Source organism: Dactylosporangium vinaceum (assembly GCF_019904175.1).
Classification (GTDB): Bacteria; Actinomycetota; Actinomycetes; order Mycobacteriales; family Micromonosporaceae; genus Dactylosporangium; species Dactylosporangium vinaceum.
On the sequence record NZ_CP061913.1, the window covers coordinates 9,026,371 to 9,040,289 of the forward strand.

12 protein-coding genes are annotated in these 13,919 nt (G+C 72.8%); 5 read left to right on the top strand and 7 right to left on the bottom strand.

What is annotated here, in order from left to right:
- Positions 1-305 precede the first annotated feature (305 nt).
- Both Dvina_RS40415 and Dvina_RS40420 read left to right on the top strand, forming a co-directional pair.
- On the top strand, positions 306-1,226 hold the full coding sequence (locus tag Dvina_RS40415; protein WP_223095330.1) for a ParA family protein: 921 nt from the start codon (positions 306-308) through the stop codon (positions 1,224-1,226).
- A complete protein-coding gene (locus Dvina_RS40420) occupies positions 1,223-1,645 on the top strand; it encodes a hypothetical protein (protein ID WP_223095332.1) in 423 nt (140 codons plus the stop codon). The genes Dvina_RS40415 and Dvina_RS40420 overlap by 4 nt, the downstream gene beginning before the upstream one ends.
- Before the next feature lie 4 nt (positions 1,646-1,649).
- On the opposite strand, the gene Dvina_RS40425 is transcribed toward Dvina_RS40420, so the two are convergent.
- From Dvina_RS40425 to Dvina_RS40440, 4 genes are all read right to left on the bottom strand, one after another.
- The gene (locus Dvina_RS40425; protein WP_223095334.1) at positions 1,650-3,629 is read right to left on the bottom strand and encodes a DUF262 domain-containing protein; all 1,980 of its coding nucleotides are present in this window, start codon (positions 3,627-3,629) and stop codon (positions 1,650-1,652) included.
- A 106-nt stretch (positions 3,630-3,735) separates the two neighbouring features.
- Positions 3,736-5,910 (bottom strand): FtsX-like permease family protein, encoded by a 2,175-nt coding sequence (locus Dvina_RS40430; RefSeq protein WP_223095336.1) that lies wholly within the window; start codon positions 5,908-5,910, stop codon positions 3,736-3,738.
- The gene (locus Dvina_RS40435; RefSeq protein WP_223095338.1) at positions 5,907-6,593 is read right to left on the bottom strand and encodes an ABC transporter ATP-binding protein; all 687 of its coding nucleotides are present in this window, start codon (positions 6,591-6,593) and stop codon (positions 5,907-5,909) included. The genes Dvina_RS40430 and Dvina_RS40435 overlap by 4 nt, the downstream gene beginning before the upstream one ends.
- Positions 6,590-7,114, bottom strand: coding sequence for a PadR family transcriptional regulator (locus Dvina_RS40440; protein WP_223095340.1), 525 nt, complete (start codon positions 7,112-7,114; stop codon positions 6,590-6,592). The genes Dvina_RS40435 and Dvina_RS40440 overlap by 4 nt, the downstream gene beginning before the upstream one ends.
- A gap of 137 nt (positions 7,115-7,251) precedes the next feature.
- Between Dvina_RS40440 and Dvina_RS40445 the strand changes: the two genes are divergently transcribed.
- Together Dvina_RS40445 and Dvina_RS40450 are read left to right on the top strand one after the other, a co-directional pair.
- Entirely contained in the window at positions 7,252-8,490 is a 1,239-nt protein-coding gene (locus Dvina_RS40445; RefSeq protein ID WP_223095342.1) for a type 1 periplasmic-binding domain-containing protein, read from the top strand.
- Positions 8,487-9,443, top strand: a complete 957-nt coding sequence (locus Dvina_RS40450) for an ARPP-1 family domain-containing protein (RefSeq protein WP_223095344.1) — start codon at positions 8,487-8,489, stop codon at positions 9,441-9,443. Before Dvina_RS40445 ends, Dvina_RS40450 begins: the two co-directional genes overlap by 4 nt.
- 204 nt (positions 9,444-9,647) lie before the next feature.
- On the opposite strand, the gene otsB is transcribed toward Dvina_RS40450, so the two are convergent.
- Both otsB and Dvina_RS40460 read right to left on the bottom strand, forming a co-directional pair.
- The gene (gene otsB, locus Dvina_RS40455; protein ID WP_223095345.1) at positions 9,648-10,475 is read right to left on the bottom strand and encodes a trehalose-phosphatase; all 828 of its coding nucleotides are present in this window, start codon (positions 10,473-10,475) and stop codon (positions 9,648-9,650) included.
- Positions 10,476-10,520: 45 nt separating this feature from the next.
- The gene (locus Dvina_RS40460; RefSeq protein ID WP_246655629.1) at positions 10,521-11,408 is read right to left on the bottom strand and encodes a diacylglycerol/lipid kinase family protein; all 888 of its coding nucleotides are present in this window, start codon (positions 11,406-11,408) and stop codon (positions 10,521-10,523) included.
- 79 nt (positions 11,409-11,487) lie between these two features.
- On the opposite strand from Dvina_RS40460, the gene Dvina_RS40465 reads away from it, so the two are divergent.
- Positions 11,488-12,297 (top strand): SAM-dependent methyltransferase, encoded by an 810-nt coding sequence (locus Dvina_RS40465; protein ID WP_223095347.1) that lies wholly within the window; start codon positions 11,488-11,490, stop codon positions 12,295-12,297.
- 113 nt (positions 12,298-12,410) lie between these two features.
- Here the strand turns inward: Dvina_RS40465 and Dvina_RS55405 are convergent, their stop codons facing one another.
- Complete coding sequence (locus Dvina_RS55405) at positions 12,411-13,808, bottom strand: EAL domain-containing protein (protein WP_281428197.1); 1,398 nt, start codon at positions 13,806-13,808, stop codon at positions 12,411-12,413.
- Positions 13,809-13,919 lie beyond the last annotated feature (111 nt).

The following is a 13,919-nucleotide window of genomic DNA, read 5'->3' on the forward strand; positions in this document are numbered from 1 at the left end:
TCCAGCCGTGTGCCGATATGTCAGGCGCCGGCGCCCTGCTAGGGCTCGACATATCGGATATATCGCCTGACAGGGTATAAGTCCGAAAAGTTGCGGTGCGGAGCGCCCGACTTTTCGCGGGGGCGGGGGTTCGCAGCGGCCGGCTCTCTTGGGCCGCGGACCGAGTTGAGCCGGAATGCATCGGCCGGGCGGGGCAGTGATGGGCATCGAACGGGCGATCGGAGGCGTACGCGGGCCGGTGCCCAGCGGGCGGGGATTGCAATAGCGTCCTGCGTGGTGCGAGTCGGGCTGGGGAGGTGGTGGGCGTGCGGATCGTGGCCGTCGTCAACAACAAGGGCGGCGTGGGCAAGACGACAGTCACCGCGAACCTCGGTGCCGGCCTCGCCGCCCGCGGCCAGAAGGTGCTGATGATCGACCTGGACCCGCAGGCCAGCCTCACGAAGTCGTTCTTCACGGTGGAGGAGTCGCAGGCGTACCTCAACAGCCTGCAGACGATCGGCGCGTGGTTCCGGGCCTCGGACAAGCACCGGGCGCAGGTGCTGGCCGACATCGTGTTCAGCCCGGCGCGGTGCAACTCGCTGGTGAACAAGCACGGCGGGTGGCTCGACCTGGTGCCGTCCGACCCGATGATCGTCAACTCCGAGAGCCTCATCCCGGGCGCCGTGGACGGCACCGGGAACATCCGGCCCGCGAAGTTCGTGGGGCTGCACCGGCGGCTGGCCGACGACCTCACGGACCCGATGTTCTCCAAGTACGACGTGGTGCTCGTCGACTGCGCGCCCGCGTTCTCGCTGACGACGAAGATGGCCGCCATCGCCAGCGACATGATCGTCATGCCGGCCCGGCCCGACTACCTGTCGACCGAGGCGATCCAGGTCATGGGGCAGCACCTGCTCGACCTCACCCGCGACTTCAACCACCACCGCAAGGCCGCGCCGGACGAGGCGCCCGAGATGCGGATGCCCCGCGTCGCCGTGCTGTTCACGATGGTGCAGTGGTACAGCGGCCGCCCGATCGACGTGCACGCGCAGTACATCAACGAGGTCGCGACGCTCGGCGTGCCGGTCTTCCAGACGCTGGTGCGCGACCGCAACCGGGAGTACGCGGCCGCGGGCCGGTACGGCGTGCCCACCATCCTGGCCGGCGGGGTACCCCCGGAAGTGCGCACCAACCTGCAGGACTGCGTCGACGAACTGCTCACGTTCTTCGAGAGGCTGAATCCGTGACCCCCTCCCCCAAGCTGGCCGCGCTCGCGCTCAACGAGATCGGCCGGCTCCTCGGCACCCTCAGCGAGGAGCAGCTCACCGCCCTGGCCGAGGGCCGGGCCCAGGTGGAGTTCCGCGCGACCGGCGCACCGGCCGAGCCGCCCGCCCGGCCGCGGACCGTCAAGGCCGGCGCCGACCTCGACGCGATAGTCGCCGACATCCGGGCCATGACCGAGGAGGACGACGTCGAGCGGTACCTCACCGCCCGCGACAAGGACCTCCCCCTCCCCAAGCTCCGGGAACTGGCCGAGCGCATCGGCCCGCCGGTGACGGTGAAGGGCGCCAAGTCCAAGGCGCAGCTGCGCAAGAACATCGCCGCGGGGACGGCCGGTCTCATCAACCGCCCCGCGTCGGTCTTCTCCGGCAGCTGGGACCGCTGACGGCTCAGTCGGTGCTGCTGGCCGGCAGCGCGATCCGCTCGCCGGCCCACGCCTTGTCCTCCACCACCGGCATCCGCAGCGGCGACTGCATCGACGCCTTCTCCCGGGCCAGGATGTCGAGCCACTCGGCCGCGGTACCGGAGACCAGGAACGGCCCGATCGGCACCTCGATCGCGTCCTCGACCACCTGCACGGGCACCGACTCCCCGCCGATCGTCACGTCACCGGGGACGCTGCGAAGGGCGGCGGCCGAGACCGCGTCGTCGAAGTCCTGCATCTCGGTCGAGCCGGTCCACTCGACCCCGGCCCCGAACGCCCGGAACACCAGCACCCCGGGCTTCCAGACGCTGCCGTAGTAGACCATCGTGAGCTTGTACCCGTCGCTCGACGTCGCCGGCGCGCTCGGGGCCCGATCGAGCCACTGCGGCCGGAACGACGCCAGCAGATCGGTCATCGCCGCGGCCAGCATCGCCCGCCGCTGGACCAGAAACCGCGGGAACGCCTCCGCCGCGCGCAGATCCTCGTCGAGCGGGATGTAGTGGGCACGCAGCGCCTTCGACTCCACGCTGGGGAAGTAGTCGGCGGGCGACCGGTCGCTGATCTTCAGGTTGGCCTTGCGGGAGATGAACGCCAGGTTGGCCAGATCGTTGATCTCACCCTTGTCGTAGCGGTCGAGCGTCGCCACCGGATGGACGTGGTGATACTGCAGCTGAAAATCGTCGACCTCGCCGGGCATGATGGAGGTCGCGAACCACCAGTCCCGAGCCCCGTTGCGCTGGGCGACCAGAAGGCTCAGGAAGAAGTAGGGGCTTTCCTTCGAGCGGCCGGCCAGGGATTCGGGGGTGATGCTCGGCACCGACTGGAGCGCACCGAGGTTGCGCAGCAGCTCGCGAGCGGGCTCGGGCTTGCGGGCCGCCTGGATGTCCCGGGCCAGGTTGGTGTCGGACGAGGTCGAGTAGCGGGCCCGGATCGTGGCGATGAGCAGCCAGTAGATCAACGCGTCGGCCGTCTGCTGCTCCATGGGCTCGTCGAGCCGCTCACCCAGCAGCACGATCAGCGGGACCAGCGCCACCAGGGACGGCAGCAGATTGGAGCGGGAGAGCCCGAGATTCGACCGCAGCAGCGGAACGAGGTGTCGCAGACCCCGCTGCACGGTGCCCCACGCCTTGGTCAGCTCGGCCTCGTCGACGCGGGAGAGGTCGTTGACCGACCACGACGACATGCCGCCGCCGAACAGCACGCCGGCGAATGCTCGAGCCAGGAACTCCACGTCGAGATCCCCGTAGCCGATCCGGCTCCAGTGCAGGGCCTCCTTCTGGAACTTGTCAAGCACGCCCGGCCACTTCGCCGAGAGGGTGGACATCGCGAGGTCGGCCCGGCTCAGGTGGCGCCCGGCGCTGTTGACCCGGACGAAGATCTCGGAGACCTCCTGATAGCCGCACTCACGCAGCGTCTCCACGTGAAAGGTCCGCTTGTCCAGCGACTGCACGGCAATGACACGCTGCTCGATCTGCTTCGGCGTCAGCCCACAGCCGGCCGACTGCAACATGGTGACCGTCTCGAATATCGAAACCCCGGACAGCAGGTCGTAGACCTTGATCCAGTTGGGGTCGGCCTGGGTGGCGGCGCTCTGGTTCTGGAAGCGCTCCTTCTCCACGTGGAAGACGATCTGGGCCTCGGGGTGGTCGTGGAACACGCGGTGCAGGGAGGTCAGGCGCTGCTGGCCGTCGAGGAGGTACACCGGCGGCTGCTGCGGCTGGTCAAGCGCGCCCGCGACCGCCAGCTCGCGGGTCGCCGGGGCCTCGTCGGACTGCCAGAACAGCAGCGAGCCGAACGGGAACCCGCGATAGAGCGAGTCGACGAGCTTGGCCACCTGGGTCGGGCGCCAGACGTAGCTGCGCTGGAGTTCGGGCAGGCGGATCTCCCGGCGGCTGATCCGTTTCATGAGCTCGCCGACCCCGAACGTGGCCTGATCGATGTGCATCAGCTGATCCTTCCCGGGGCGCGGCGGGCACGGTAGCGCCCGGTCGCGCGGCCCGGGAGGGATGGTCCGCCACATTTGCCAGACGGACGGACGTTGCATTCCGGGGTCACTCGTTGCGGGCGGTCTCCGGGCCGGTGACGCGGTCCAGGAGGGGCAGGGTCGAGGCGATGATGGCCAGCGACACGGCCAGCCCGGCCGCGACGAGCGCGTAGTACGACCACTCCGGCGCCCGCAGGTCGTAGTGCAGCTGCGCCCGCAGAAAGAGCAGGGAGGCGGCGAAGCCGATGCCGGCCGCCACTACCGCGACCGCGAGGAGGGGGACCGCGGACTCCAGGGCGACGACGGCGCGCAGCGCCCGCATCGGTACCCCGGTCAGCCGCAACAGGCTGAACGGGCGCTTCCTCTCGGCGATGCCGGCGGCGATACTCACGGCCAGGCTGCAGCCCGCGATCGGCAGACTGAACAGCATGATGACGTCGGCCAGACGCTCGAACAGCGCCATCTGGCCGCGCGACTCGCTGCCGCGCTCGACGTCGGTCATCGGGGGCACCTCGTAGTCCGGGAACGCGAGCTCCATCGCCGTGCGGGCCCGCTCGCGGGCGGCGCCGGTGCCGTCGAGCCCGAGCACGAGCGTGTCGACGGGCAGGGCCGCGGCCTGATCGCGGGTGACGGGCGCCGCCGGCCAGCCGGTCGACGGGCCGCCGCCGGTGCGGTCGCGGTCGTACCCGACGAGGTTGCCCCAGATCTGCGCGTACTCGACCCCGGGGGCGCACCGGCCGTACTGCGGGATGCCGGCGAGGTCGGCGCAGGCGATGATGTTTGACGGGCTGGCCGCGCCATCGTCGGTGTTATCGAGCAGCGCCACGACGAACGTCACGCCGGGGACCGCGCGCAGCCGGTCGGTGCGGGCCTCGGCGACGGGAACGCCGCTGCCGCCCATGTACTGCACGAGCGTCGTCGCGGCCAGGTCGCCGTAGTGCACGCCGCGCTCGTAGCGCATCGTCCCGATCACGCCGGTGGCGACGCTGACGACGAACAAGGCGAGCATGACCCCGCTGATGGCCCGGAACGCGCCCTGCGGGTTGTCGGCGAGGCGGCGGGCGGCGACGAGCGTGGGCAGGCGGCGGGCCCGGCGGGCCAGGAACCGCGCGCCGGCCATCGTGATCCACGGGCCGGCGATCACCAGCCCGACCATGACGAGCAGGAAGCCGGGCAGGAACGCGGCGGTCTGGCCGTTGGAGGTCTCGGGCCGGCGGCCGATGAAGTACGCGAGCTCGGCCAGCCCGGCCACGACCGGGATCAGCCGCCAGGCCCGCGGCGGCTTCGGCGTGACCTGGCGGGCGACGCCGAGCGGGGAGATCCGCACCCGGCGCATGGCCAGGCCGGCCGCGACGGCGGCACCGATCGGGATGCCGAGCACGATGAGCACGAACCCGAGGGCGCCGGGCGAGAGGTCCTCCGGGAAGAAACGCTCGCCGGTCAGCGGTACCGCCGCCATCGCCTGCCGGAACGCGGGAAAGAGCGCGAGGCCCACGGCCGTGCCCACGACGGCGGCCGCGGCCGACTCGACGGCGGCCAGCTGGATCACCTGCCGTGGCGTGGCCCCGACGAGCCGCATCGCCGCGAACCGCTGCTCCCGGCGGGTGGCGGACAGGCGCGTGGCGGTGCCGATGAAGACGAAGATGGGGAACAGCAGGCCGCCGGCGACGACCGACAGGACCAGGTCGAGGGCGGCGACCGGGATCGCCGGGGCCTCGTTCGACACGGCTGTCACCTCGTGGGCGCGCGGGATGCCGCCGACCTCGCCGGGCGTGCGGCCGACGACGGCGACGAGCGAGTCGCGCGACGGCACGGCGGAGTCGGCGATGATCCCGGCCTCCCGCCCGACGAACCGCGCGGCGAGCTGATCGTAGGGCCGGCTCACGATGAGGTCGTGCAGGGCGCGGGTGACGTAGTATTCGCCGGGCTCGGGCAGGCGCGCGATGCCGGGCACGGCCGGCGGGTTGGGGCCCTTGAGCCCGACGTCGACCCGCCAGAACGAGTGGCCCTCGAAGGAGTCCTCGCGGCCCGCCCACACCACGGGGTCCACGCCCGGCGCACCGGCCGCGGGCGCGCCGCGCATCCAGGCTCCGCGGCCGCTCTGGGCCGCGAGCGCACGGACGCCGGCGACGGTGCTCAGCAGCAGCGCGGTGCCGAGCGCGACGGCGACGGCCAGCACCACGAATCGCAGCACCGCCTCCCGCCCGCCGGCGAAGGTCAGGCGCAGACCGAACCGGATCACGAGCGGCCCGGCCCGGCGGCGAGGGCGTGCACGCGTCCGTCGCGGACCACGACCTCGCGATCGGCATAGACCGCGACCCGCGGCTCATGGGTCACGAGCACGACCGTCGTACCGTGCTCACGCGCCGCCGCCACCAGGAGGTCCATGACGAGCTCGCCGGTGAGCGAGTCGAGCGACCCCGTCGGCTCGTCGGCGAACAGCACCCGCGGCCGGTTGATCATGCCGCGGGCGAGCGCGACCCGCTGGGCCTGCCCACCGGACAGCTCCCCCGACCGCCGCCGCTGCAGCCCCCCGAGCCCGAGCCGCTCCAGCCACCCGCGCGCTTCCCGCAGCGCCTCACCCCGCCGGGCCCCGCCGAGCAGCAGCGGCAGCGCGACGTTCTCCTCGACGGTCAGCTCGGGCACCAGCTGCCCGAACTGGAACACGAAGCCGAAGCGCTCCCGCCGCAGCGCGCTGCGCTCGTGCTCGTTGAGCCGGTCGATCCGCCGCCCGTCGAAGAGGACCTCGCCCTCCCCGGGCACCAGAATGCCGGCCAGGCAGTGCAGCAGCGTCGTCTTGCCGGACCCGCTGGGCCCCATGACGGCCACGATCTCGCCGGGCTCCGTGTCGAACTGCGCCCCGCGCAGCGCCGGCGTCTCACCGAACGCCATGTGCACGTCCCGCGCCTCGATGAGGGTGCTCATGTGCGGACCAGCCGGGCGAGGTGGTCGAGCCGGGCCACGGTGAGCTCGATCCACCGCAGGTCGGCCTCCAGGTGGAACAGCCCGTGATCGGCGAGCAACGCCTCGATGAGGTCGTCACCCTTCTTGATCTCGTGCAGCTCCCGCATCCGGCGCAGGTGCGCGCCGCGCTGCATGTCGAGGTACTCCCCCGCCGGCCGGTCGAGCATCAGCGACAGCATCACCTTCGAGAACAGCACCGTCTGCAGGTGCGGCTCCGGCTCCACGGGCTGCGTGAGCCAGGCGTCGACCTCGGTCGCCCCGAGCTCGGTGATGACGTAACGCTTGCGCTCCGGGCCCTCCCCCGCCTCGACCTCGGAGATGACGACCTTCCCGTCCCGCGCGAGGCGCCCCAGCGTCGAATACACCTGCCCGAACGGCAGCGGCCGCCCGCGCCCGAAGAACATGTCGTAGTCGCGCTTGAGGTCATAGCCGTGGCTGGGCTCGCGCTCAAGCAGCCCCAGCAGGGTGAGGGGAACGCTCATGCCGCCACCATACACCGCGGATATACACCGCGTATATACCCCCGGGTTATAGTGCGACGTACGTTGCCGGTCGATCGCCGGCGCAGCACATCGAAAAGTGTTGGTGCCAGCGGTTTTCGCGGACCTACCTTCGGGGGGTGAAGACCATCTTGATGCATCACCTGCAGCGGCACGACGGGGCGCTGCGGGTGCCTCGCGGTGGGGCCGTCGTCTGGGATGACGAGGAGCTTCACGCCGCCGCCTACCGGGCGGACCCCGAGCGGTACGCGCTGGCCGCGCTCACGCCCGGGGTTCGCGGCGGGCAGCGGGCCCGGGTCCTGTTGCAGCTGCTGACCGCGTCCTGGGACGGGATGGCGGCGGACGTGCGGGCGACGCTCAACCGGGTCGTCCGGGTGTTGGTGCTCGGGCTGGCGCCCGGCGACGTGTTGACAGTGCTGCTGGCGGTCCGGCGGCGGCGGGCCAATCACCGGCACGCCACCCGGGCCGCGCTGGCCTTCCTCTTCGAGCACCCGCAGGCCGCGGCCATCACCGGGGCCCGGCGGGGGATGGCCGTCGACTGCTTCGAGCATGCGCTCGGGAAGGCCACGGCCCGGGGGCGCTGCGCGTCGGGGGCCGCGGCCGCCCTCTATCGCAAGTCCACTGTGGACGCCGGGCTGCCCGGCGCGGCGCTCGACCTCGATCTCACGGGTGAACGGCCGGACACCGTGACGGCGACCAACCGGGGTGAGCCGGCGGCGGCGCTGGTGCACCTCTATCGGGGCGGGGCCGCCCCCGCGCTCTCCACTGCCGTCGACGGGTACGTCCGGCAACTGACCGACGGGCTCCCGCAGTACCGGGGCCGCATCGCCCTCGTCGTCGACGACTCGGCGTCCATGCGCGGCTACGGCAGCCGCGAGTGGGCCGTCCTGTCGCAGGTCACGGCGCTGCGGATGGTGCTGGAGCGGGTGTGCGCGGGGCTGCGGGTCGTGCGGGCCGGCGGCGGCGAAGACGGGATGCCGGCCGGCGCGACGGACCTGGCCAGTGCGGTGCTCGCGGCCGCCGACAGCGGGCCGGACGTCATCGCCGTGGCGTCGGACGGCTACGAGAACGTGCACCCGGGCGACCTCGCGCGGGTCGCCGCGGCGCTGCCGGGTGCCGGTGTGACGGCGCCTGTCGTGTTCTGCCAGGCCGTGTTCGGGCGGGCCGACGACCTGAGCCTGCGCCGGGCCGCCGACGGGCTGGCGCTGCGCACGTTCTGGCACAGCGCGGACCTCGCCCCGCTCGTGCTCTGGATGCTGTCCCATGTGGACGGTCCGGAGGCGGGCCGCTGGGTCGGCCTGGAGCTGCGGCGTCGCCTGGCCGCAATCGAGCAGATCCTGGAAGGTGTACCGCAATGACAGAGCTCCGGATGCTGCCGCGCGCGGTCGACGGGTCGGGGTACCGGCTCGGAGCGCCGCAGCGCGCGGGTGCGCTCACCATGGTGCCGGTGTTCGGGCCGGCGTACCCCGGGATCGTGCCGCCCCGGCACGGGCTCAAGCTCGGCCGGGTCGTCACCTACGGGCAGGTCGAGCTGACCAACCCGGCCGGCTCGGGCGTCGCCATCGTGCCGCTGCACGTCGGCTACATCCAGGACGCGGCCCAGAACCACGCCCTGTGCCGGTCGGCGTTCATCGCGGCCGGGCAGACGCTGCGGTTCGACGACGCGTGCTGCGTGCAGGAGTCGCAGGGCGGATACCTGGCCGGCCGGGAGGACCAGTGGTTCTTCGTGCTGCCGGTCGAGCTGCGGGCCGCGGCGCTGCGGCTGCGGGCCACGGCGAACTACAGCAAGCTGTGGGGCGACATCGCCGCGTTCAACCGGCGCTACGGTCTGCCCGCGCGGGGTCACCTGGAGCAGGTGCTCACCCGGCAGCGGGCGGGGCTCACGCAGTACCGCAGCCGGTTGGAGCGTCTGGAGGGGCAGCTCGGCGCGCTGTTCTTCGTCGGTGACTCGCTCGCCGGCGTGGAGATCGCGCCCGACCCGGAGTACTTCGCCGACGTGTGGGCCGCGCTTGCCTGCTTCGCCTACGGGCCGGCCGCGTGGTTCAGCGCGGAGCCGGCCGGCGACGACACGCCGCTGGCCGGGGACAGCGTCGACGGGCTGCGGGCCGCGCTCGCCGCCCGCCGCGGCGCACGTGCCGACGAGGTCCGCGGCTGGCTCGCGGCGGCGCCGTGGGTGCCGGGTGAGTTGGTGGAGGAGGAGCGGTACCTCGACCTGCGGCTCTCCACGGTGGACGGCGGCGCGGTCGCCGGTCAGGTCGTCACCGACGGCTCGCGGCTCGTGTACGCGTCCCTGTTCGCCGCGGCCGGGTAAATGCTTTGACCGCCGGTGACCGCGGCGGTTGAATGGAGGACATGCGGGACTGAGCCAGGCCCGGCGGTAGCCCCTCCGATTCCACATCGGGGTCATAACGGAATTGCGCTAGCACGCGATGGAACCGCTCAAATATCGCCACGGCGCTGGCCGCCTGCCCGCAACGACGAGTCGAGCCCCGGTCCGATGTGACCGGGGCTCGGTTCACTTGAGGCGCTCGTTGAGGCTCTCCACGAACTCGAGGACGCCCGGCGGGCCGTCGACGATGAGGTCGGCCCGCTCCGCCAGCCGCGGTACCTCGTCCGAGCCGCTGCACACCTTGAGCCCGAAGACACCTGTCTCGCGGAGCCGCTCCACGGCGTCGAACGCGGCCAGGTCGCCGAGGTCGTCACCGAAGTACGCCACCGCCCGGACCCGATGCTCGGCCACGACCGACTCCAGCGCGTGCCCCTTGTCGATCCCCGGCGGCCGCAGCTCCAGGACCATCCGCCCCGGCTCGACCGCCAGCCCGTGCCGCGCCGCCACCGCGTTGAGCGGCTCGCGCAGCGCCGCAAACGCCTCCTGCGGCGCGTCGGCCCGGCGGGTGTGCACGGCCACCGACATCGCCTTGTCCTCGATCGACACCCCGCCGAACCCGGCCGCGTCGAGCAGCGCCGGCAACTCCGCCCGCGCCGCCGCCACGCCCGCCGGGACCGGCTCGGAGACGACCGAGCGCGACGCCCAGTCCCACCGCTGCATGCCGTAGACGCCGTAGATCGAGAAATGCTCGAGCGCGGCCAGCTCGCCGAGGTCGCCGAGCCGCAGCACGTCCGCCACCGGCCGCCCGGTGATGATCGAGACCGACCCCACCAGCTCGGCGAGGCGGCCGAGCGCGGCCACCACACCCGGATAGGGCCGGGAGGAGCCCGGGTCCGCCACGATCGGCGACAGCACGCCGTCGAAGTCGAACGCCAGCGACGCCTCCTGGGGTTGCTCCAGGATCGCGGTGAGCCCGGCGGCGCCGGCCTCCGATTCGGGGGTCCTCAGCACCATGAGCGCCAGGTTACCGGAGGAATGTGTCAGACTCCGGCCGGCCGTTCATGTTCCGGCCGGAACCGCGATCGTGACCGCGGCCGCGACCGCCTCGGCCTCCAGGCGCTTGACCCGTTTCCGGGCGCCGCCGTCCAGCTCCAGGAGCACCGGCTCGGCGAACTCGGCGTACACCCGGGAGGCACTGCCCATCTTCACGAACCGCGAACGGTCGGTGCGCCCGGTCGCCATGGTGCCAATCGTGCGCGCCCACTGCAGCGCCCCGCGGGCCGTGGTGACGCCCACCTCGAGCCGGCCGTCGAACGGGCTCGCGTCGTCGAACGCCTTGATGCCGCCCGAGATGGTCCCGATATTACCCATGAGCAGGCACGTCGCCGGGCCCTCGAACCACGGCTCGTCGTCGAGGTGCACGATCGTGTGCACCGGCGCGTCGCCGACGTGCCGCAGCGCCGTGCGCCAGTAGGCGAGGCGCCCGGCCCGCCGCTTCATGCCCCGGTCGGCGTCCTCGATCATCGCCGCGTCGAAGCCGGCTCCGGCCATGACCGCGAAGTGCTCGCCGTCGACTTTCCCGAGGTCGTACCGCCGCCGCTCACCCTCCAGCCCGATCTGCACCGCGGCCCGGATGTCGCGCGGGATGCGCAGGGCGGACGCGAAGAGGTTCGCGGTCCCGGCCGGCAGGATGGCCAGCGTGACGCCCGTGGCCCCGGCCGCGGCCAGGGTGTCGACGCAGCGCTGCACCATGCCGTCCCCGCCCCACACGAAGATCAGGTCCGCTCCGGCATCAACGGCCTTGCGGACCTGCTTGGGAGCCTTTTTGCTCTTGGGTACCTCCCGCCAGTCGACCTTCCCGGCCCCGGCCCGTTCGAGCTCCGTGCGCAGCCCGGCCAGCCCGGCACCGAACGTCTTCTTCCGGTGCGCCACCACCGCGACCTTCACCGCTGCACCACTCTCACGGCGCCGAGCGTAGCGACGGCATTGACCACGCGCACGCGGAGGTCGCTACGATGGTGCATTGATGGACACGACGGACGACGCCCGCACGCGCATCGACACCACGGTGGCGCATCCGGCGAGGCGGTACAACTACTGGCTCGGCGGCAAGGACCACTTCGCCGCCGACCGCGCCTCCGGTGACGCCATCGCGGCGGCCATGCCCGGCGTCAAGCTCATGGCCGTGGAGAACCGTGCCTTCATGGGCCGCGCGGTGCGCTACCTGGCCGAGCAGGGCATCCGCCAGTTCCTGGACATCGGCACCGGCATCCCGGCCCCGAACAACACGCACGAGATCGCCCAGTCGGTCGACCCGTCCAGCCGCGTCGTCTACGTCGACAACGACCCGATCGTCCTGACCCACGCGCGCGCCCTGCTGACGAGCGCGCCGGGGGGCGCGAACGCGTACATCGACGGCGACCTGCGCGACCCCGAGGCGATCCTGGCCCACCCGGACCTCCCGGCCACCCTGGACCTGTCCCGCCCGGTCGCCCTGCTGCTCGTCGCGGTGCTGCACTTCATCCGCGAGGACGAGCACCCGGAACGCATCATCGAGACCCTCACGGCCGCCCTGGCCCCCGGCAGCTACCTGGTCGCCTCCCACGCCACCTGGGAATACCTGCCCGCCGAGGTCATCGCCGCCCTCACCCGCAACAACACCGACGGCCGCTTCCAGGCCCGCACCGGCGCCCGCTTCGCCGAGCTCCTCGCCCCCTTCGACCTGGTCGAGCCCGGCATCGAGTCGGTCGCCTACTGGCACGCCGACGACGTCCCGGGGCCCCGCCCGTCAGCCGAAGAGGTCGCCTGCTTCGGAGCCGTCGCCCGCATCCGCTGACCACTGCGGCGCTCCGCCGACGCCGGCCGCCAGGATCCGCCCGGGCCCGGTGATCCGGCCGCGGTCTCCCGGCGGCTCCACCGCGGACCGGAAACCGCGTGATCACCAGGCGTTCAGCGCGGGAGCTGCTGGAGGATGATGCGGGCCATCTCCGTGACAAGGGTGCGGTCCTCGGTGTGGGCGAACTCCATCACCGGCGCCGAGTTGCGGCCGCAGACCGCGGCGGTGTAGCGGGGCGCCACCACCACCAGGGCGCACTCCTCGACCGGCGCGTTGCCGCCCAGCGCGAACCGCACCCCCGGCCCCACCGACGCCGGGTGCAGCGGTGCGACAAGGCCCACGAACGCGGCCCGCCCGGCCAGATGGGTGAGCGAGGGCAGCCACGAGCGGGCGGTGTCCGCGTCGGTGCAGCGGGCCAGGACGACGGCGTCGTCGCCGGCCCGGCGCAGGACGTGCTCCAGGTGGGCGGCGAAGAGCTCGGCCGTCGCCGGGCGGGAGCGGCCCCGGCGGGCGGCGGCCTCGAAGGGGGTGCCCGCCGGCAGGTGGTGGCCGGGGCGGGAGGAGCGCAGGGCGCCGGGCGCGGATGTGAACGTCTGGCCCGGCAGCGGCGCCGGGCCGCCGAACAGCAGCCCCTGGCCCCAGTGGGCGCCGAGCGCGCGGGCGTTGGCCAGGTCCTGCGGGGTCTCGATGCCCTCGGCGACGATCGTGGCGCCCGTCTGCTCGGCGACGGCGTTGACGGCGGCCACCAGCTCGACGGTGCGGGGGGCGTGCGGGTCCCGCAGGAGCTGGAGGTCGAGCTTGACGACCTCGGGCTCCAGCAGCGGCAGGAACGCCAGGGACATCGGGTCGGCGCCCACGTCGTCAAGGGCCAGGCAGTGGCCGTGGGACTGGACCGCGGCGGCCAGCTGGAGGAGGGCGGCGGGGTGGGTCGAGAGGGCGCGCTCGGTGTACTCCAGGACCATCCGGAACGGCGCGTTGGCCATCAGGTGGTGCAGGCGCTCGGAGAGGGGCAGGTCGACGACGGCCGGCTCGGCGTTGACGAAGAGCAGCGGCACGTCGAAGGCGGCCGCGGTCTCCAGGGCGCGCTCGGCGCACAGCGTGTCGAGGTCGGCCAGGCGGCCGGCGGACTCGGCGGCGGCGAACAGCTCGCGGGCCCGCCACAGCGGGGAGCCGACCGGGCCGCGGGCGAGGGCCTCGACGCCGACCGGGTGCAGGTCGCGCAGCTCGACGATCGGCTGGAACAGCGGCTCGACGGCCCGCTCGGCCAGGATGCGCTCGATCGTCCAGCTGGACTCGCGCAGCGCCAGCTCCAGCACGGCCGCCCGGGTGCCGGCGGCGCCGCCGAACGGATCGAGCATCCCCAACGGCGTGACCTCGACGGTGTCGTCCTCGAGGCCTACCGCTGCGGCATCGGTACGGCGGGCGCGCAGGACGTTGCGGGAGGCGAGCGTGCGCGTGACGCGGGAGCGGAACGATGACGGGCGCAGGGACGCCTGTGCCGGAATCGACACGGAGGGTGAAGGGGCGGTTGCCGCGGGAGGAACACTCGGCCGGTCCTGGGCCTGCATGCCAACCTCCCGGCTCGACACTGCCATGTGCCCCCACCGCACACCTTATGCCCT